The following is an 18263-nucleotide window of genomic DNA, read 5'->3' as shown; positions in this document are numbered from 1 at the left end:
TTTTATTTTTGACGCACTAATGTATTTTTGAAGGTATATTTGTCTGCTCGGTAATAGGATGTATCGTATAAGATCGGTTTGGCTGATGCGGAATAGGTCATCGAATGGACCAAAAGCATCGGTTCCTCTTGAGGCACCTGTAAAAGTTTCGCAATATCGGCAGGACTTTTCACAGCTTCCACCTCTTGATGGGAATAACCAATCTCGATGTTGGCTTCAATGACTTGATATAAAGACGACTCTAATTGAGCTTTCGTGAGTTCTGCGGTGCCTTCTTGCAGATAGCGTTTCAGTACGTAAAGATTTTCCACCGTCATCGGCTCATCATCAAAGTAACGCAAGCGCACCAAATAAACGATCGGTTCCTTGGCGTAATCACCAAACAACTGACCAATCTCTATCGGGAGCTCTTTGACGGTTTCGATATGCAAAACTTCCGTACGGGTCTTTTTCCCTTGGATCTTGGCGGTCTCGGTAAAACTTTGGAGGCCGCCAGAGCCGCTTTGGATCTTGGGCTGTTTCATGACATAGGTTCCTTTGCCTTTTTCTTTCACTAACAAATTCTGGGCAATCAATAAATCGATGGCTTTGCGCACCGTTAAACGGCTGCACTGAAATTCCTCTGCTAAATCATAATCGGAAGGAAGTTTTTGGCTCGTCACGTACGTACCTTCATGAACCCGTTGCGCAATCTGCTGGGCAACTTCTTGAAATACTGCTTGTTTTTTCAACGTCTCTCCTACTTTCTTTCACTTTGCTACCATTCATAAAACGATCGATTGGCACTGACGCCAGAAGAAACACTGACAAACGCTTGTTCATCGATTCCTTGGATCATGCCTTCGACGGTCTTGAGTTCTCTATGGGAAATGACAAGTAATAATAGTTTTTTCTGTTGATGATCAAATCCACCTTCGACATCGTTGATGACCGTGATGCCTCGCTGCAAGGCACATTGCAGCGTCGTAATGACGGGTTCTGCTTTTTCTGTAACGACCAGCAGCTGCACACGCCGCTGCTTCAGGTTGACGTAGTCGACCATCCGCCCACTGATGAAGAAGGAAATGGCACTATAAAAAGCATAGGGCCAGCCAAAGATCAGCCCGGCTGCTAGCTGCAAACTGACATTGAAGCCGATAAAGAAACTGCCGATACTTCTACCAGTGGCTTTTTTCACTAAAATCCCTAAAATATCAAGCCCACCCGTTGAAAAATCGTCGTTCAATGTCAAGCCCACCGACACCCCGTGCAGCAATCCGCCGAACACGGCACAGATCACCGGATCGGTCGTTAAAGCAATGACCGGTACCACCTTCATCATAACAGAAGACAGGACGACGGTACAAACCGTCATGATGGTAAATTCTCGATCGATTTTGACCCAAGCAACCGCTAACAATGGCGCATTAAAAAAAAGCACCAAAAGCGGGATCGAAAGCTGCAGATTCAACTGCTCGTCTAAAAGCTGCGACAACAATTGCGACAAACCAGTGATCCCACTCGCATAAATATTTCCCGGCAGCCAAAAGAGATTTAAAGCAATCGACGACAACAATGCATAGATCAAAGCAACAAGCATTCGTTTTCTATAACGTGCCATGTTTTTCCTCCTCCACTTCGCTTTTAGTATATATCATTAAGTATATACTGTCACGCGAAAAAAGCAGGAGAAATGAGGGGAAAAACAGGAACGAATCAATGTAAAAACACGCCAAAATCAAGGAGTAAAACGTTGGTATCAAAGGTTTTTTAAGATTTTTTTAAAGCGAGTAAATCACTTGAAATTCGCTAAAAAATGAATAAAATAAAAAGTGTAAAAACAAAAGAATAAAGAAAGGATGATTCTTATGACACATGAGATTGTGCCACGCCGCTCAGATTCATACAGTATGACACCTTTTGATTTCTTTGAAGATTTTGGCCGCAGTTTTTTTGATGGGTTTCCATCGAACCTGATCAAAACCGATATTCACGAGAATGACAAGGAATTTCTCGTTGAAGCAGAACTGCCTGGCATCCCTAAGGAAAATATTCAAGTAACCTATGAGAATGGGGTTTTAACGATTACGGGACAACACCAGACGGATCATGCGACCGAAGATGAAAAAGGACGTCTGGTTCGCAGCGAGCGCAGCTTGACAAGCGTTCGGCGACAATACCTGTTAGAAAACGTCAAAGAGGATGAAATCAAAGCCTCTTACGCTGAAGGAATTTTGAAATTGACGTTGCCAAAAGATCAAGGCAAACAAGCGTCAAAGAAACTGATTCCGATCGAGTAGCGAAGGCAATCAAAACACTGCAGCAAAACGAGCGATCTCTGTTTTGCTGCGGTGCTTGTTTTATTTTAGAAACTGTCCGACTACTAAAAAAACGCACCATCGCTTCTGAGAAAGCGACGGTGCGTTTGTGCTTATTCTTTGGTTTCGTCTTGGATGCTCGTTGCGTCTTCGACATCAGCTGGTTCGATTTGTGTCTCAACGGATGCAACAGTTCCAGGTTTCACTGTGCGGATCGCTGAACGATCAAACTCTAAGAAAATTCCTTCACAGTCGATGATCACGGTGCTTTTTTCTGTGTTGACTTCAGAAAGAACGCCGTGGAGTCCGCCGATGGTTACGACTTCATCGCCAGCTTTCATATTTTCTAAAAGATTTTTACGCTCTTGCTGTTGTTTCTTTTGTGAACGACTCATAAAGAACCACATTGCCACTAAAGCAACCAGCATAAAGAGCATTGGTAAAGATTGTGCCATTTTTTTCACCTCGATTTATTTTCTTTCTATAAGATACTTTATCAGAATTCCTCTATTATTCCCACCATTTTAGTAGAGAATGTTAGAAATTCCTCGCATTTTCCTTGTTGAACCCATACTCTTCAATAAAATGCTCACGGAACTCCAACAAGTTGTCGTCCATGATGGCTTGACGGACATTTTTCATCAGATTCAATAAGAAGTAGACATTGTGGTAAGACGTCAAACGCATACCAAAGGTTTCATCACATTTGATCAAGTGGCGGATGTACGCACGAGAATAGTTTTTACATGTATAGCAATCACACTTCTCGTCAATTGGTCGAAAGTCACGGGCATATTGCGCATTTTTCACGACTAAACGACCTTTTGAAGTCATACAGGTACCGTTTCTTGCGATCCGTGTTGGTAAAACGCAGTCGAACATATCGACACCGCGAATCACGCCATCGATCAAGGAGTCGGCTGCCCCAACGCCCATTAGGTAACGTGGTTTATTTTCTGGAATCCAAGGGGTCGTAAATTCCAACACGCGATTCATTTCCGCTTTTGGTTCGCCAACTGACAGGCCGCCGATAGAATACCCTGGGAAGTCCATACTAATCAAGTCTTGGGCACTTTGCTTGCGCAAGTCTTCAAAGCCTGCACCTTGAATGATCCCAAACAAGCCTTGACGATCTGGATTGGCATGAGCTTTCAAGCCACGTTCTGCCCAGCGAGACGTCCGTTCCACCGATTTTTTGACGTAGTCATAGCTTTCATCAAATGGCGGACACTCATCAAAACTCATCATGATATCTGATCCTAATTTGTTTTGGATATCAATCGCTTTTTCAGGAGATAAAAACATTTTCGACCCATTCAAATGGTTTTTGAAATGGACACCTTCTTCGACGATGTTGCGCATTTCGGCTAATGAAAAGACTTGGAAACCACCTGAATCTGTTAAGATCGGTTGATCCCAATTCATAAATTTATGTAAGCCGCCTGCTTCTGCAACAATGTCTTCTCCTGGACGCAACCACAAGTGATAGGTATTGCTTAAAATGACGCCTGCACCCATTTCTTTCAACTCTTCAGGGGCAAGGGTTTTAACCGTTGCTAATGTGCCGACTGGCATGAACATTGGCGTTGGAAAGGTTCCGTGAGGCGTGATCAGTTCGCCTAAACGGGCACCGGTATGCTTTTCTTTCTTTATCAGACGATAACGAATGGCTGGTTCCGTCATTCATTTCCCTACTTTCTCTCTAAACTCAATTAACTGTGCAACGCTATCTATGATAAGGGTTGCCCTTACATTTTGCAAGGAAGTTTAAAGAAACTAAGAGTATTTTCTCCTAGTTATGCGAAACATCTATTACTTTTTTTTGAAGATTTAGCGAAAGTTTGCTATCATGTTATTTATATTGAAGGGAGGTTTTTTGAAATGAAATCAAATAGAGAACTAAAAGCAGAAGCAAAAGCAATCCTGAGAGGCCGCTGGAAAGACAGTGTTTTGATGTGTATTGTACCGACTTTGATCTCGATCGCTATCGCACTCGTCATTATCGTTCTTGCTGTTATTCCATTGTATCAAAGCGGTATGTTTAATGATCTTGGTTCCACTGACGCAGTCAATTCCGCAGGAGGAAGTGGCAGCGGCAGTGGTGGCGGTTTGATCAGCGGTCTATTTTCTGCCTTATTCGGTGCTGGGATCTCTTGGACTTTCCTTGACATTTTACGCGGTAAGAAGCAATCGATCCAGCCTTTTTCTGATGTCTTTCGCGGCTTCAGTGGCGCTTTCGTGTTAGGGATCATCGTCATCTATATTCTGTCGACTATTTTCACGACGTTGTGGACGTTCCTGTTTATCATTCCTGGGATCATTAAAGCTTATTCTTATTCTCAAGCATATTTTGTCTTTTATGATACCTATGAAGAAACGGGCATGCGGCCAGATTTTCTCAGCTGCATCACAGGTAGCCGTCATTTAATGAAAGGCTACAAAGGTCAACTGTTCATCCTTGATCTGAGCTTCATCGGCTGGCACATTTTGGCCATCATGACAGCAGGAATTGGCTACTTATGGTTGACGCCATACATCAGTGCAACCAAAGCAGCATTCTATGACAATCTGCCTAAACGAGCACTTGCTTAAAAGATCGGTTCGCCGGTCTTTTTTTTTGAAGAAAAGAATCGTTTTCTTTTGCAAACGCTTCCGTTTCGTGTTATAGTATACGTGTAAGGAAGGTAGCAACTCTGTTGGTGGTTTTCGTAAATATCGCAAACTCAATCTACTAAAAGTTGTTGAACGTACAAGTTTCACCTAGTACCAAACGTGTAAAGTAACAAGAAGAAAAACGTAACAAGGATCGAACATTTCCATATCGAAAAATGATACGTCTCATTTTGTATCGGAATACACGAAACATGTGTAAGTTTGTAAATGAAAACAAATTTTCGAGAAACATTGCTTTGCATGGACCACAAAAAGCGACCACCACTTATACCTTCCTCTAGTAGTAAGCTGGGCGACAAAAAAAGCAGTTCTAAAAGTTGAGAAATTGATTCAACTTAAAGAGCCGCTTACGTCGCTCAGTTTTTTTGTTTATTTTAAGAACATCGCATCGCCAAAGCTAAAGAAGCGATATCGCTCATCGATGGCATGCTGGTAGGCAGAAAGTGTTAGGTCGCGTCCTGCAAAGGCACTGACTAACATCACTAAGGTTGATTTTGGTAGGTGGAAGTTGGTAGAAAAAGCTTCCACGATTTTAAACTGATAGCCTGGCGTGATAAAAATACTCGTCCACCCACTATCGGCTTTGATTTGCCCATCAAACTTGGTCCCAATGGTTTCTAATGTACGGATCGAAGTCGTTCCGACTGCAACGATCTTGCCACCATTTGCCCGAACCTCGTTCAATTGTGCGGCAGCTTCTTCTGTCAAACGGTAAAATTCGCTGTGCATCTCATGATCAGCGATATTATCGACACTGACTGGACGAAACGTTCCTAAACCAACGTGCAAAGTCAGATAAACCAGCTTGACGCCTTTCGCTGCAATCTGCTCTAGCAATTCTGGGGTAAAATGCAAGCCGGCAGTTGGTGCGGCCGCTGAGCCGTTTTCTTTGGCATAAACCGTTTGATAGCGGTCTGGGTCTTCTAGCCGTTCTTTGATGTAAGGCGGTAACGGCATTTCGCCAAGCGATTCCAGAATCTCTAAAAAGATTCCTTTGTATTGAAAACGAATGATCCGGCCGCCGTGATCGAGCTCTTCTTCCACCACTGCCTCTAATCGTCCGTCGCCGAAGGTGATCTTCGTGCCGACTTTGGCTCTTTTGGCTGGCTTGATCAAGGTTTCCCACGTATCCCCTTCAATATTGTTCAGTAAAAGGATTTCCAGATGGGCACCTGTTTCTTGTTTTTCGCCATAGATACGAGCTGGTAATACCCGCGTATCATTCATCACCAAGGCATCCCCTGGTTCCAATTCATCAATGATGTTATAGAAGTGCTTGTCCTCAAATTTGCCAGTCTCGCGGTCAACCACTAATAAACGGGAACTTGAGCGATCACTTAATGGCGTTTGAGCGATCAGTTCTTCCGGTAAGTCAAAATCAAAATCTTCAGTTGTAAGCATGTTGTTCCTCTCTTTCCCTAAATTCTTCTCTATTCTAGCATGTTTTTATAAAAATTGAAAAAACAGCTTTTAATTCTGCCCTTTCTTAGAAAAAAATAAAGAGACTGCTGCTAAGGCCTTCAGCAAAAAAGCACCCCTTTTTCCAATGAAAAATAACGACATATTTTCGCTGCTTCTTTTCTCTATGCATCGCTCCTTAATTTGGACTTGCTTATGGCGCTATTTTCGTTTTTGTCTATACAATTATGAAAAAAATGGGCAGATTATTTGAATAACACGTGACTTTTCGGCATACTTAGTACAGATTATAAGCCATTATTCAGATTGCTTAAATAAAAATAGAGGTGACATCATGATTGAGTTTCAGCAGGTATCCAAAATTTACAAAGGTGGTAAAGTCGCTGTTGAAGATGTGAATCTTTCCTTTGAAAAAGGCGAATTCATTTGCTTCATCGGGACAAGTGGTAGCGGAAAGACGACTTGTATGCGGATGATCAACCGTATGACGGATCCTTCTAAAGGAAAAATCTTGATCAATGGAAAAAGCGTTACAGAGATCAACCCAGTGGAGTTACGCCGTCAAATCGGCTATGTGATCCAAAGCATCGGTTTGATGCCTCACATGACGATTCGGGAAAACATCACATTGGTTCAAAAATTGTTAAAAGTCAGCCAAGAAGAACGCAACAAAACTGCCGAGCGCATGATCGACTTAGTGGAATTGCCACGAGAAATGCTCGACCGTTACCCCAACGAATTGTCTGGAGGGCAACAGCAACGGATCGGTGTTGTCCGTGCCTTGGCAGCTGACCAAGATGTCATTTTAATGGATGAGCCTTTTGGCGCACTAGACCCAATCACTCGTGACTCCTTACAAGATTTGGTTAAAGACTTGCAAGAACGGCTTGGAAAAACCGTCGTCTTCGTTACCCATGATATGGACGAAGCATTGAAGCTTGCTAGCCGTATCGTGATCATGAGTGAAGGAAAAGTCATTCAATTTGATACACCAGAAAATATTCTGCAACACCCAGCAACACCGTTTGTGGAAGAATTGATCGGTGAAGACCGCTTGTTACAAGCAAAACCTGACACGACGCCAGTCAAAGACGTAATGTTAAATACCCCGATCGCTATCACACCAGAAAAATCCATACAAGAAGCGATTCACTTGATGCGGGAAAAACGGGTCGATACCTTGCTTGTTACCGACAATAGCAACGTGCTAAAAGGCTACATCGATGTCGAATCCATCGACCGCAACCGTGGCAAAGTTACTAGTGTCGGCGATATCTTGAACAAAGATGTCTTTTTCGTTCGCGAAACCGCCTTGTTGCGGGATACCTTGCAACGCATCTTAAAACGCGGCTTAAAATATGTCCCAGTAGTAGATGCCGACAAACATTTAGTTGGGATTTTGACCCGTGCTTCCTTAGTTGATATCGTTTATGACGTGATTTGGGGCGATGAGCCATCGATCATGGAAGCCATTGAGTCGGCGAAACCTGAAGAAACTGAGGAGGTCTAGCGCATGCAAAGCTTCTTTAATGAATATGGCGGCCAATTGGTCACCAAAAGTCTTGAACATTTGTATATTTCCTTTGCGGCTTTGCTCTTAGGGATTCTTGTTGCCGTACCGATCGGTGTGATCTTGACCCGTTTCCCCAAAGCAGCAACGATCGTGATCGGCATCACCAGTGCGTTGCAAACCGTGCCTTCTTTGGCCCTATTGGCATTGATGATCCCGATTTTAGGTGTCGGAAAAGTCCCTGCTATCGTCGCTCTTTTCATTTATTCCTTGTTGCCGATTTTGCGAAATACCTACATTGGAATGAAAAAAGTCGATTGGAATTACCGCGATGTTGCCAAAGGGATGGGGATGACCAACTTGCAGTCGATCATCAGTGTGGAATTACCTCTAGCGATCCCAACGATCATGGCAGGGATCCGCTTATCGGCCGTGTATGTTTTAGCCTGGGCTACCTTGGCTTCTTACATCGGTGCCGGTGGACTTGGTGATTTGATCTTTAGCGGACTAAACAACTACCAACCGCCTTTGATTTTTGCTGGGACGATTCCAGTGACGATCTTTGCTTTATTAGCTGACTGGTTACTGGGTTTGTTAGAAAACAAACTGACACCAGCTGCCTTAAGGGGGGATGCGTAATGAAAAAAACTTCAAAATTAGCGCTGTTGTTTTCCTTAAGTGTCGCTTTACTGTCTGGCTGTTCCTTTCCCGGTTTAGCATCGACTTCTGATGAGAATACCGTGGCGATCACAGGCGGGATCACTTCCGAAGCCCAAATTCTTGGCGCGGTGGTTGCCGGTATGGTCGAACACTATACGGATAAAAACACAACCGTCATTAACAACTTAGCAACAACGACCATCAATCACCAAGCGATGATGAATGGCGATGCGTCGATCTCAGCTGCCCGCTACACAGGAACTGACTTGACCACGACGTTAGGGTTGGAACCAGAATCTGATCCGCAAGCCGCCTTTGACAAAGTCAAATCAGAATTTGAGAAACGATACCAACAGACTTGGTTCCCATCTTACGGCTTTGATAACACATATGTCTTTCTTGTCAGGAAAGACACTGCCGAAAAATACGGATTGGAAAAAGTCAGTGACTTGAAAGATGTCGCAGATCAATTGGTCGCAGGGGTCGATACCGCGTGGATCACACGGGTCGGCGATGGGTACGATGGCTTCCAGGAAGCCTATGGATTCTCTTTCCAAAATATCCTACCGATGCAGATCGGTCTCGTCTATGATGCTGTTGATAACGGAAAAATGGATATCGTTTTAGGGTACTCAACCGACGGCCGGATCGGCAGTTACGATCTCGTGATGCTAGAAGATGATCTAAACTTCTTCCCGCCTTATGATGCCGCACCGATCGTCGATGACAAATTATTGAAAGAAACACCTGAAATCGGCGATGCCCTGAACAAATTAGCAGGCAAAATTGATACCGAAAAAATGCAAGAATTGAATTACCAAGTGGATAATGACCTTCTAGAACCAACGGTAGTTGCCGAACGTTTCTTAGAAGAAAATAATTACTTCGAAGGAGAGTGACGAAATGGCAGACATGAATTTATTCCAACAATTTCTTTTCTATTTTCAAGAAAATGGCGGCTATGTTTTTGCCCAGTTCATTCGTCACTTCTTGATTTCAATCTACGGGGTACTTTTTGCCTCAATCGTCGGGATTCCAATCGGGATCTTGATTTCTAAAAAAATGCGTTTGGCAGATTGGGTGATTCGTTTCGCCAATATCATCCAGACGATTCCATCTTTAGCGATGATCTCGATTTTAATGATCGGCATGGGCTTAGGTGTGAATGTCGTGATTTTAACGATTTTCCTTTATTCTTTGTTACCGATCATCAAAAATACCTATACCGGCATGCGCCAAGTCGACCGCAATACGTTAGATGTCGGCAAAGGGATGGGGATGACTAGCTGGCAACGATTGTATATGATCGAATTGCCATTGTCTGTTTCGGTGATCATGGCAGGGATTCGAAACGCCTTAGTCGTGGCGATCGGTATCACCGCTATTGGGGCTTTCGTTGGTGCTGGTGGACTGGGGGACATCATCATCCGTGGAACCAATGCGACGGATGGTGCATCGATCATCTTAGCCGGTGCTTTACCAACTGCCTTGATGGCGATCATTACGGATCTTGGATTGAGCTTTATTGAACGCCGCTTAGATCCAGCCAGCCGTACGTCACGCTAAACTTATTTGCAAAAAGCAAAAGCCGTTGTGACCATTTATTGGTCGCAACGGCTTTTTGGGTTTGGTCATTTTTCAGAAAAGCATGCTTCAGACGCTTCCCTTCTTAGGTTTAACGCCCTGCTCTTTTTCGCTATTTATCCATTCCGTATACTTCGACTTCATAGATTCGGGCTGCCGAATCTGCTCCTTGTGTTGGTTTATCGATACTGATTTTTACATATTGCACCTTCTGGACGGCAAACGTATTGGTGCTATTGCCGGCTTCATTTTTCAACGTTCGTGAAACTGGCTCATAGTCTTTGCCATCTTCACTGACGAGCACCGTATACGCCCGCGTATTCATGTCTGGACCTTCTCCACCAGCCTCCGCATGAGCGAGGCGTACTTCACTGACCGTTTGTGGCCGACCGAGATCGATCATCAACTCATGAGGCGCATTGCCTGTCGCACACCACTTCGTACTCAAATCACCATCGAGGGCAAAAGCCGGTGCTTCGGCATCATTGACAAACGATGAAGCAGTTGCTTCGGCATCTTTTGAAAGCAGCAGCAACTCTTTCGGCGCATCAGCAGAAATCGTGATCAATCCCGCCATTTCCAGAGGGGTCTCTCCTGCTTCGTTTTTGGCAACAAGCGTGACTTTGTAGGTACCTGGTTCCGAATAGGTCACTTGGGGATTTTCTTCTGTACTGCTCGTGATATCGCCGCCTTCAAACGTCCATTCGAATGCTTCAGCATTCGCAGATGAGGTATTCGTGAAGGTGATCGTTTCCCCCGGTGCTGCCAAGGTTCTAGAGGCTGTAAAGGCCGCTTTTGGCAGCTGATTGTTCGGCCAAGTGATCTCCACCGTATCTGATAGCTTGCCACGATTGCCATAGCGATCCACTGCCACCACCGCGAACTTGGTTTTCGTCCCTTTTGGACGTTCAACGGCATTCAAATAGTGGTTGGTTGCTGGCGTAGCTGCTAAGAAAGAGCGTGAGCCGTCATCGTTCAATTGGTAGATCTCATAAACCGCAGCTGTCTTGTCCTTGGCAGCTTCCCACGTTAAACGGACACCCGCATAGTTGCCCTCTTCCTCATCAAAGAGCACATCCTCAACCGTCAATGCTTCGGCAGCGAATTTCTCCGCTTTCTGATCTCCGATCGTTAATTGCCCTAAATTCAATTCATAGACATCACTGGTTTCTTTCGTGGTTATGTCATAACCGATCGCTGTCACTTCTCCTTTGATGTCTTTCAATGAGTAGGTGATCGTCGTCCAGTCTGTTGCGACCCCTTTGTCTCCTTTGATTGTTTGTGTCGAACCATCGGCTAAGGTCACGACCAAATCAAGAGTTGTCGGTACCGTTGCTTTGACAGTCGTTGTTAGCTTCGTCTTTTTCGTCACAGGAAATGCTGTCTGATACAATGCCATGTGACTGGTACTGCCTTTTGTCATCTGTCCACGTAGTTTCAGTGCATTTCCGCCATTGTAGGCATCCGCATAATTGATTGATACAGCCAAATCATTATCTTTTCCATGATCAAAGACCCAACGATAGGTCGGCAAAACAGCTTGCAAGCTTCGGTTGTTCCAATTGCGGCTGGACACTTTTTCTCCGTCGATAAAATAGTTGTAGCCATTACCCAGACTAAAATTCGTCACAAAAGGCAGCTCTGTGATAGCGGTCTGTTCCAGGGCATACGTGGAGATTCCAGGCCACTCTGTCGCTTCTGGCAGCTGGCTTTCCCGAGGATCGCCCGTGTTATTGACCCAAAAAGCATTCTCTTTGCTTTGGAAATCATCCGGCGTACTAGCAGAAGAATAGGTCCAGCTAGGCACATACAGGCCCAATGAGGTATAAGGAACGCCTTTTTCATCCGTAAACAGATCCCAGCGCACAGGCGTTGCATAGCCATTTTCTTGTACATCGATCCCAGCAAAAAGATCGTAAGGATCGACGCCGATTTCACGGGCTTTTTCATTGGAGGCCTTCAACAGCTCTTTGTCCGCCAGTTTGTCAGTGGTCCACCAGAAATTCAAGAACATACTATCTGCCAATGGGTTCATCTCTGCATCCACCAAATAGGCTTTGTTCTTATCCGTCAAAGCGTTTTGCCAATCCATTTTCCCATCACTCGTCATGGAATCATACCACATGATCTCTAAATGCTCGTCGGCTTGTTCTTTGAATTGGGCGATCAATTCTTGCATGGCTTTGGCGTGGCTTTCATTTAGTCCTTTACCATCAGCCCCCGATTGTTCGACACCTTCCGCTGCATCATCAAAACTAGTGACCGCCGTATCGGTTTCTTGATTGATGAACCAGCCATCAAAGCCATACGTATTGGCAACTTCGATCATTTTTTCTACGATCGGAAAATTGCCGTCCTCATCCTTAGCTAAAAACGTATCTAGCCATTCCAACTTCCCACCATGGGCAGTTTGTGGAAAGAAGATCGTTCCTAAAACCGGCACGCCATTCCTATGAGCAGCATCCGTTACATCAGGACTTGGTGGTACGATAATCCCTTCGCCAGAAGAGCCGCCCCAATAAACCAATTGATCGATGTATTGCCAATAAGAAAAGACATTGGCATCAAAGGTATTGATCCCTCGTGGTGCATTGCCGCTCGTACTGCTATTCATGATCGAAAGCGCTACGACTTTGGTTTCTGCCGTTTGCGTGTCATTCATCTTCGGCAACGTCTCTTTAGCTGCCCGCTGCGCTAATGGAACAACGCTGGTATTATATTTCGCATCTGGATCTTTTTCAAAAGACCATGCCAACAAATCCTCTGGGAACCAATAAGACGACTCCGGCTGATTGTCCATCGCTTTTTCCAACGTACTTTTGGCTGTTTCCTGGTAAACGACTTTTCCAGTTGTCTTCGCCTCACTTTGGGTGCAGCCGCCGATTGCCGTTGCCGCTGCCAACACCAACAAAGATGCGCCAACTTTACTGATTTTCCTTGTCACACTTCTTCCTCCTTGTTTTACATAAACTCGCCAACATTCCTACACTAAAACGATAACGCTTTCAAAGATAGGAATATAGGAACAAATTAAAGAAATCATGCAACAAATCCAAGAAGGTTAGGTTTCGAAGAAAAAAGAGCCTCCTTTTAGGGAAGCTCTTGGTCAACTAGCTAAAAAATCAGCTCTTCACACTTCATTCATAATGTGTCCATGCAGAATAAATTTCCACAACTTTATTTTCCTCATCAACTTTGTAAACCACTCGATGTTGCCTATTCAGCCTACGTGAATATCTGCCTTCATGTGTAGGTCTCAGCTTTTCAAAAGACTGCGTGGGCATATATGGATCTTCCTTCAAGGCCTGAATCACTTCTTCAAACTGTTTTTTTTAAATTCGATTGTTTGATTTTCCTTAGATCCACTTTCGCAGAGTTTTTGATTGTGACTGTATCGCTCCTCATCAAAGAGCTTGCCAATCAATATCATCGATATCCGTAAAGCCACTGTCGTCTTTTCGCGGTCTCGTACCTTTTCTAGAGTACCTGTTTGCTCAAGAAAAAGGGTTTCTTGAATCGCTCTCCAGTCTTCTAGCCCAATCAACACCGCATTGTTTCCACTACGATCACTAATAATCTCAATTTCAGTATGGTTTTCATTTACATCTTTCAATAACTGATAAAAATTTTTACGAGCAGTGCTAGGATTCATCGTTGTATTAGCCATTGCCACTCCTCCTTTTCTTGATATAATTATAGCGTACCTGATTGAGTACATCAAAAATACAATAACGTACTCATATACAGCGAACTTTTCCCGTTATTTTTACATAGAAAAAAAGAGCCCCTTTTAGGGAAGCTCTTTGGCCATGCTTACTTCTTACTCCTTTCCAACGAGCGGCAGCCAAACGCGCATTTCGCCAATGCCCCGATTGCCCCATAAATGGTATGGGATCAGTTGCCACGTACGAGGTATGACCGTTTCCGCTCGTTCTTCGTAAAGGGTTGTTCCCGACCATTCTTCGCTTTGGTAGCCTTTGATCGCCAAACGTAAAGTAGTTGGCAACAACGTATCCTCTTTCGCAAAGGTCGCCTCCAGCGCCTGTGGGTCGATGCGGCAACGCCAGAGTGCTTGACCATTGTCGGCTTCTTCTATGCAATACACGAAGGGGCCACGTTGCAATACGACTTGATTGATGTCTTGAATAACTTGAGGATTCGCACGCAAGATTTGCAATGGTTGTTCAAAACGGATATTGGCCGTCACGTTTTCGACTGCCTCAAAGATGATTGCCTCGTTCGTCTCCTGCCATTCGTGTTCACTATCGATTTGAAACTTACTTAGTCCGTTAGGTTTGTGGATGATGAGCGTCTTTGGAATGCCTTGATAGCGAATCGTGAGGTCCTCTGTAAAAGGAAACCCGCCCGTTTGTTCAAACGTAAATTGATCAGGTTCTTCTAAACGGCTTGCTACAAATAAATTCACGTAAAGCTTCTCTTGATCGCAAGTGTAAACCAAGCGCTGCAGCGAAGCGACCATCCGCGCAAAATTCGGCGGACAACACGCACAACCGAGCCAATCAGGTCGTTGGGCTTTGACGTGGCCTTTGTCAGGATTTTCTTGATCTCGTTGGGGATTAACCTCCAAAGGATTCACGTAGAAAAAGTGTTTGCCGTCAATTGCCGCACCAGAAAGGACGTTATTATACAACGCTCGTTCCATCGTCGCTAAATATTTTGGTTCCTTGGTTAGTTTGAACAGCTCAAAAGAAAATTGCACCAATGCAATAGCTGCACAAGTTTCACAATACATCGTATCATTCGGCAAATCATAGGGACCGACAAAGGCTTCCCCGTGAACGGTTGAGCCGACGCCCCCGGTCACATACATTTTCTTACAGGCGATGTCTTCCCAAATCGCTTCGCAAGCGCCTCTTAATGCTTGGTCTTGAGTATGCTGGGCGACTTTTGCCATCCCGCTTGCCATATACAGCATTCGTACCGCATGACCTTTGGCTTCATGCTGCTTTTTAGGTTGATCGTAGGCTTGTAAGTAGGTGAGGTCTAACCTTGGCGTTTCATCTGATAAGCCATCCGCTTGGTTTTTCAAAATTTCTTTTTCGTAAAAGGCAGGATCTTCCCCACGTACTTCAAGAAAGAAATCAGCGAATGTCAAATAGGTTTGTTTACCAGTGTATTCATACAAACGCACCAGCGCCAATTCGATCTCTTGATGGCCATCTGCACCTTGAATTTTTCCAGGCTCCCGCCCAAAATGCGTGCAAATATTGGCGATATTTTTCTCTGCCACGGTCAGTAATTTATCCTTGCCCGTCGCTTGATCATAAGCGATAGCCGCTTCGACTAGATGCCCCGCACAATAAAGTTCATGACTGAAATACAACTGACGGTATTTTAACTTCGGTCGGGTCAATTGAAAGAAGGTATTTAAGTAGCCATCCGCTTCTTGCGCCGCAGCAACTAAGTCAATCACTTCATCTACTGTCTTTTCCAATTGCGGATCGCTGGTATTCAACAAGCTATACCCAGCCGACTCGATCCATTTGTAGACATCGCTATCTTGGAAAAACCAGCCAAAATGTTCTCCTTCCATTTGCCCTGCAGCGATGCGAAAATTCGCCAAGGCATGGCTTTTCCCAGCTGGCAAATTAGGATCTTCCCGTTCTGCTTGAACATCTACATCGATTTCATCATTTAGGACTTGGTATTGGTAAGGAATCGTTTCTTTGCGAACAAGCTCTTGGTATCCTTGCCAAAACTCGTCCGTGAGCTGGATCTTGTTTATTGCGAATTCTTTCATTTCGTTCTCCTATTCTTTTACTTTTTTATGCTTGATCATTCGTTTCATATTTACTTCATTAATAAAAAGTTCGGATCCTCTCCTGTGATATGTTGCCCTGCCTCCTCTTTGATCGTTTGCTTATATAAGAGCTGGTAGGCTTTAGGACTCATGCCTTTTTTCTGTTTAAAGGTATTGGTAAAGTGCTGCCTGCTGTTGAATCCTGCTTGAGCGGCAATTTCGACGATCGGCAGCTGACTATTGCTTAGTAAAAATGCTGCCTGCTTCAGACGCTCACTAGTGAGGAAATGGTTGACCGTCACTCCCAGTTGCTCATGAAAGAGTTTATGCAAGTAGGCTTTCGTAATCCCCACCGCCGTTGCGATTTGGGAGACTTGAATGTCTTCATCAAAATGCTGTTGAATATAGTTGATCGCAGCGTTCACATAGCAATTGCCCCGTTTGGTTTCTTTCGTACGTAATGAAAAGGCTAATTCCATCAACATCCGCTTAAACAAGAGCTCGATCGTAAATTGCCGTTCAGCAGACGGTTGCTCCTGAGTATCATCGATCATTAGCAGTTGTAGCAATGACTTGATCGCTTGTCCAAATTGGCGGACATCGCGACTTTTCGCGTAAGGCTCATTCAATTGTACATTTCCTTTGATGTATGAAAAAACATCACGAACACAAAGGGCGGACGGTGTCTCACTCAGAAGAAATTCAATATTCAGTAAGGTGCAGGAATCTCCTTCAACGAGTAAGGCGTGTTCCACAAACGCATTTATGAAAACGAAATCATTTCTTTCCAGAACAATTACTTGATCTTGCACCTTTATCTTACACTTCCCTTTGGTCACAAACATGATCTCACACGCTGGGTGTTGATGTGGATCCATGGAAAAACGCTCAAGGGCAACACTATAGTATGCTGTAATCTTCGCATAGTTTGTTTCTTGTGGAAACACCATTGATCAACTCCTTTTTCATTCGTTGACGATTTCTTTCTTTTTTATTTCTAGTAGACAAAACTTTCCCTCTCTTTTTTATTGCTTACTATACTATAAGAAAAACGTACTAGGAGGAAATCAATGTCTTTTTTACATTTTGCACAAACACCCCCAATGGGATGGAATTCTTGGGACTGCTATGGCGCTTCTGTAACCGAAGCAGAAGTGATCGCCCATGCAGATTTTATGGCAGAGCATTTGAAAGCTTATGGTTGGGAGTACGTCGTCGTGGATATTCAATGGAGCGAACCAGAAGCAAAGTCTACAAGGTACAATGATTTTTATCCGTTGTGTATGGACGACTATTCTCGCTTGATTCCTGCTGAGAACCGTTTCCCTTCAGCAAAAGATGGCGCTGGTTTCAAAAAACTTGGTGACTATCTGCATCAAAAAGGGCTGAAGTTTGGTATCCATATCATGCGCGGCATTCCACGACAAGCAGTTCATCAAAATACGCCGATCAAAGGAACAGATAAACGGGCACGGGACATTGCTATGAATTCAATCTGCCCTTGGAATTCCGATATGTATGGGGTCGATGTTTCATTGCCTGAAGGACAGCTTTATTATGATTCTTTGCTCGAATTATATGCTTCTTGGGGTGTTGACTTTATAAAGGTGGATGATATCGGCGATTCGAAAATTTACGGTGATGCCCATAAAGCAGAAATCAAAGCGATTCGCCGTGCGATCGATCGATCGGGTCGAGAGATCGTCCTTTCTTTGTCTCCCGGACCAGCTGCCCTCAAAAATGGTAGTTTCTTTCAAAATCATGCCAATATGTGGCGCTTGACGGATGACTTTTGGGATCATTGGGACGCCCTTTACGCCATGTTTGACCGAGCAGCAGAGTGGGCACCTTTCGTCCGTCCAGGTAACTGGCCTGACTGTGATATGCTGCCGTTGGGTCATATCGGCATTCGGGCAGTTGATGGTGGCGGTGGTGATAGCTGGACACGTTTTACGGAAGACGAGCAATACTTATTGATGAGTTTATGGACGATCTTCCAATCTCCATTGATGTTCGGTGGTACTTTACCAGACATCGATCCCTTTACGTTACGTTTATTGACGAATACTGAAGTCTTAGAAATGTATCGAAGAATCCATACGAAAAAAGAGTTCTATCGTGATCAAGAGTGGATCATTTGGGAGGCGTTGAGCGACACAGCCGTCTACTATGCCATTTTCAATGTTTCTGATCAAACGCAAACCATCCCAAAATCGATCGCTGCTTTACTACCAATTAAAAGCGGCACTGAGTTATGGCAACAAAAAGAACAAACAATTGCCGATGCTGAGGTTCCTACTCATGGTGTCCGATTATTAAAAGGCAATATTTAGTAAAGCCGGCAGCAGTATACGTTTAT

At 44.2% G+C, this 18263-nt stretch carries 15 protein-coding genes and 2 pseudogenes; 7 read left to right on the top strand and 10 right to left on the bottom strand.

Annotation, left to right across the window (positions count from 1 at the left end):
- Nucleotides 1–2 precede the first annotated feature (2 nt).
- Together IGJ74_RS02335 and IGJ74_RS02330 are read right to left on the bottom strand one after the other, a co-directional pair.
- The gene (locus IGJ74_RS02335) at nucleotides 3–731 is read right to left on the bottom strand and encodes a GntR family transcriptional regulator, LSA1692 subfamily (RefSeq protein WP_087664848.1); all 729 of its coding nucleotides are present in this window, start codon (nucleotides 729–731) and stop codon (nucleotides 3–5) included.
- 26 nt (nucleotides 732–757) lie between these two features.
- Nucleotides 758–1600 carry a YitT family protein gene (locus tag IGJ74_RS02330; protein ID WP_005227341.1) on the bottom strand — a complete coding sequence of 281 codons (843 nt, stop codon included), beginning with the start codon at nucleotides 1598–1600 and terminating at the stop codon, nucleotides 758–760.
- A 247-nt stretch (nucleotides 1601–1847) separates the two neighbouring features.
- On the opposite strand from IGJ74_RS02330, the gene IGJ74_RS02325 reads away from it, so the two are divergent.
- The gene (locus tag IGJ74_RS02325; RefSeq protein WP_005227339.1) at nucleotides 1848–2279 is read left to right on the top strand and encodes an Hsp20/alpha crystallin family protein; all 432 of its coding nucleotides are present in this window, start codon (nucleotides 1848–1850) and stop codon (nucleotides 2277–2279) included.
- A gap of 131 nt (nucleotides 2280–2410) precedes the next feature.
- Here IGJ74_RS02325 and yajC read toward each other — a convergent pair whose 3' ends face one another.
- Nucleotides 2411–2752 carry a preprotein translocase subunit YajC gene (yajC, locus tag IGJ74_RS02320; RefSeq protein ID WP_005232170.1) on the bottom strand — a complete coding sequence of 114 codons (342 nt, stop codon included), beginning with the start codon at nucleotides 2750–2752 and terminating at the stop codon, nucleotides 2411–2413.
- Nucleotides 2753–2834: 82 nt separating this feature from the next.
- Nucleotides 2835–3980 (bottom strand): tRNA guanosine(34) transglycosylase Tgt, encoded by a 1146-nt coding sequence (gene tgt, locus IGJ74_RS02315; protein ID WP_005227333.1) that lies wholly within the window; start codon nucleotides 3978–3980, stop codon nucleotides 2835–2837.
- 198 nt (nucleotides 3981–4178) lie between these two features.
- Between tgt and IGJ74_RS02310 the strand changes: the two genes are divergently transcribed.
- Complete coding sequence (locus IGJ74_RS02310; protein WP_005227331.1) at nucleotides 4179–4889, top strand: DUF975 family protein; 711 nt, start codon at nucleotides 4179–4181, stop codon at nucleotides 4887–4889.
- Between the two features lie 450 nt (nucleotides 4890–5339).
- Here IGJ74_RS02310 and queA read toward each other — a convergent pair whose 3' ends face one another.
- The gene (queA, locus tag IGJ74_RS02305) at nucleotides 5340–6371 is read right to left on the bottom strand and encodes a tRNA preQ1(34) S-adenosylmethionine ribosyltransferase-isomerase QueA (protein WP_008376077.1); all 1032 of its coding nucleotides are present in this window, start codon (nucleotides 6369–6371) and stop codon (nucleotides 5340–5342) included.
- A 352-nt stretch (nucleotides 6372–6723) separates the two neighbouring features.
- On the opposite strand from queA, the gene IGJ74_RS02300 reads away from it, so the two are divergent.
- From IGJ74_RS02300 to IGJ74_RS02285, 4 genes are read left to right on the top strand one after another with little or no spacing between them, the layout of a single operon-like run.
- Nucleotides 6724–7899 (top strand): betaine/proline/choline family ABC transporter ATP-binding protein, encoded by a 1176-nt coding sequence (locus IGJ74_RS02300; protein WP_008376079.1) that lies wholly within the window; start codon nucleotides 6724–6726, stop codon nucleotides 7897–7899.
- Between the two features lie 3 nt (nucleotides 7900–7902).
- A complete protein-coding gene (locus IGJ74_RS02295; RefSeq protein WP_005227319.1) occupies nucleotides 7903–8538 on the top strand; it encodes an ABC transporter permease in 636 nt (211 codons plus the stop codon).
- Nucleotides 8538–9458, top strand: a complete 921-nt coding sequence (locus IGJ74_RS02290; RefSeq protein WP_008376082.1) for an osmoprotectant ABC transporter substrate-binding protein — start codon at nucleotides 8538–8540, stop codon at nucleotides 9456–9458. Before IGJ74_RS02295 ends, IGJ74_RS02290 begins: the two co-directional genes overlap by 1 nt.
- A gap of 4 nt (nucleotides 9459–9462) precedes the next feature.
- The gene (locus IGJ74_RS02285; RefSeq protein ID WP_005227316.1) at nucleotides 9463–10125 is read left to right on the top strand and encodes an ABC transporter permease; all 663 of its coding nucleotides are present in this window, start codon (nucleotides 9463–9465) and stop codon (nucleotides 10123–10125) included.
- A gap of 130 nt (nucleotides 10126–10255) precedes the next feature.
- On the opposite strand, the gene IGJ74_RS02280 is transcribed toward IGJ74_RS02285, so the two are convergent.
- From IGJ74_RS02280 to IGJ74_RS02260, 5 genes and pseudogenes are all read right to left on the bottom strand, one after another.
- A complete protein-coding gene (locus IGJ74_RS02280) occupies nucleotides 10256–13087 on the bottom strand; it encodes an endo-beta-N-acetylglucosaminidase (protein WP_087664847.1) in 2832 nt (943 codons plus the stop codon).
- Between the two features lie 193 nt (nucleotides 13088–13280).
- Nucleotides 13281–13548 (bottom strand): annotated as a pseudogene (locus IGJ74_RS02275) (Txe/YoeB family addiction module toxin).
- Nucleotides 13548–13810, bottom strand: a pseudogene (locus IGJ74_RS02270) (type II toxin-antitoxin system Phd/YefM family antitoxin). Before IGJ74_RS02270 ends, IGJ74_RS02275 begins: the two co-directional pseudogenes overlap by 1 nt.
- 153 nt (nucleotides 13811–13963) lie before the next feature.
- Complete coding sequence (locus tag IGJ74_RS02265; protein ID WP_087664846.1) at nucleotides 13964–15904, bottom strand: glycoside hydrolase family 127 protein; 1941 nt, start codon at nucleotides 15902–15904, stop codon at nucleotides 13964–13966.
- Between the two features lie 50 nt (nucleotides 15905–15954).
- On the bottom strand, nucleotides 15955–16854 hold the full coding sequence (locus tag IGJ74_RS02260) for a helix-turn-helix domain-containing protein (protein WP_087664845.1): 900 nt from the start codon (nucleotides 16852–16854) through the stop codon (nucleotides 15955–15957).
- A gap of 120 nt (nucleotides 16855–16974) precedes the next feature.
- Here IGJ74_RS02260 and IGJ74_RS02255 point away from each other — a divergent pair, with 120 nt between their 5' ends.
- Nucleotides 16975–18237, top strand: a complete 1263-nt coding sequence (locus tag IGJ74_RS02255) for a glycoside hydrolase family 27 protein (protein ID WP_087664844.1) — start codon at nucleotides 16975–16977, stop codon at nucleotides 18235–18237.
- Nucleotides 18238–18263: the final 26 nt, after the last annotated feature.

Source organism: Enterococcus sp. AZ009 (assembly GCF_050548785.1).
Lineage (GTDB): Bacteria > Bacillota > Bacilli > Lactobacillales > Enterococcaceae > Enterococcus_D > Enterococcus_D entomosocium.
This window is presented reverse-complemented; position numbering and strand designations above follow the sequence as displayed.

Excerpts from the sequence above, each read along its gene's own strand:
- IGJ74_RS02300 (WP_008376079.1), top strand. The coding sequence starts at position 6,724 with ATGATTGAGTTTCAGCAGGTATCCAAAATTTACAAAGGTGGTAAAGTC.
- IGJ74_RS02330 (WP_005227341.1), bottom strand. The coding sequence starts at position 1,600 with ATGGCACGTTATAGAAAACGAATGCTTGTTGCTTTGATCTATGCATTG.
- IGJ74_RS02260 (WP_087664845.1), bottom strand. The coding sequence starts at position 16,854 with ATGGTGTTTCCACAAGAAACAAACTATGCGAAGATTACAGCATACTAT.
- yajC (WP_005232170.1), bottom strand. The coding sequence starts at position 2,752 with ATGGCACAATCTTTACCAATGCTCTTTATGCTGGTTGCTTTAGTGGCA.
- IGJ74_RS02265 (WP_087664846.1), bottom strand. The coding sequence starts at position 15,904 with ATGAAAGAATTCGCAATAAACAAGATCCAGCTCACGGACGAGTTTTGG.
- IGJ74_RS02255 (WP_087664844.1), top strand. The coding sequence starts at position 16,975 with ATGTCTTTTTTACATTTTGCACAAACACCCCCAATGGGATGGAATTCT.
- IGJ74_RS02325 (WP_005227339.1), top strand. The coding sequence starts at position 1,848 with ATGACACATGAGATTGTGCCACGCCGCTCAGATTCATACAGTATGACA.
- IGJ74_RS02295 (WP_005227319.1), top strand. The coding sequence starts at position 7,903 with ATGCAAAGCTTCTTTAATGAATATGGCGGCCAATTGGTCACCAAAAGT.
- tgt (WP_005227333.1), bottom strand. The coding sequence starts at position 3,980 with ATGACGGAACCAGCCATTCGTTATCGTCTGATAAAGAAAGAAAAGCAT.
- queA (WP_008376077.1), bottom strand. The coding sequence starts at position 6,371 with ATGCTTACAACTGAAGATTTTGATTTTGACTTACCGGAAGAACTGATC.
- IGJ74_RS02285 (WP_005227316.1), top strand. The coding sequence starts at position 9,463 with ATGGCAGACATGAATTTATTCCAACAATTTCTTTTCTATTTTCAAGAA.
- IGJ74_RS02290 (WP_008376082.1), top strand. The coding sequence starts at position 8,538 with ATGAAAAAAACTTCAAAATTAGCGCTGTTGTTTTCCTTAAGTGTCGCT.
- IGJ74_RS02310 (WP_005227331.1), top strand. The coding sequence starts at position 4,179 with ATGAAATCAAATAGAGAACTAAAAGCAGAAGCAAAAGCAATCCTGAGA.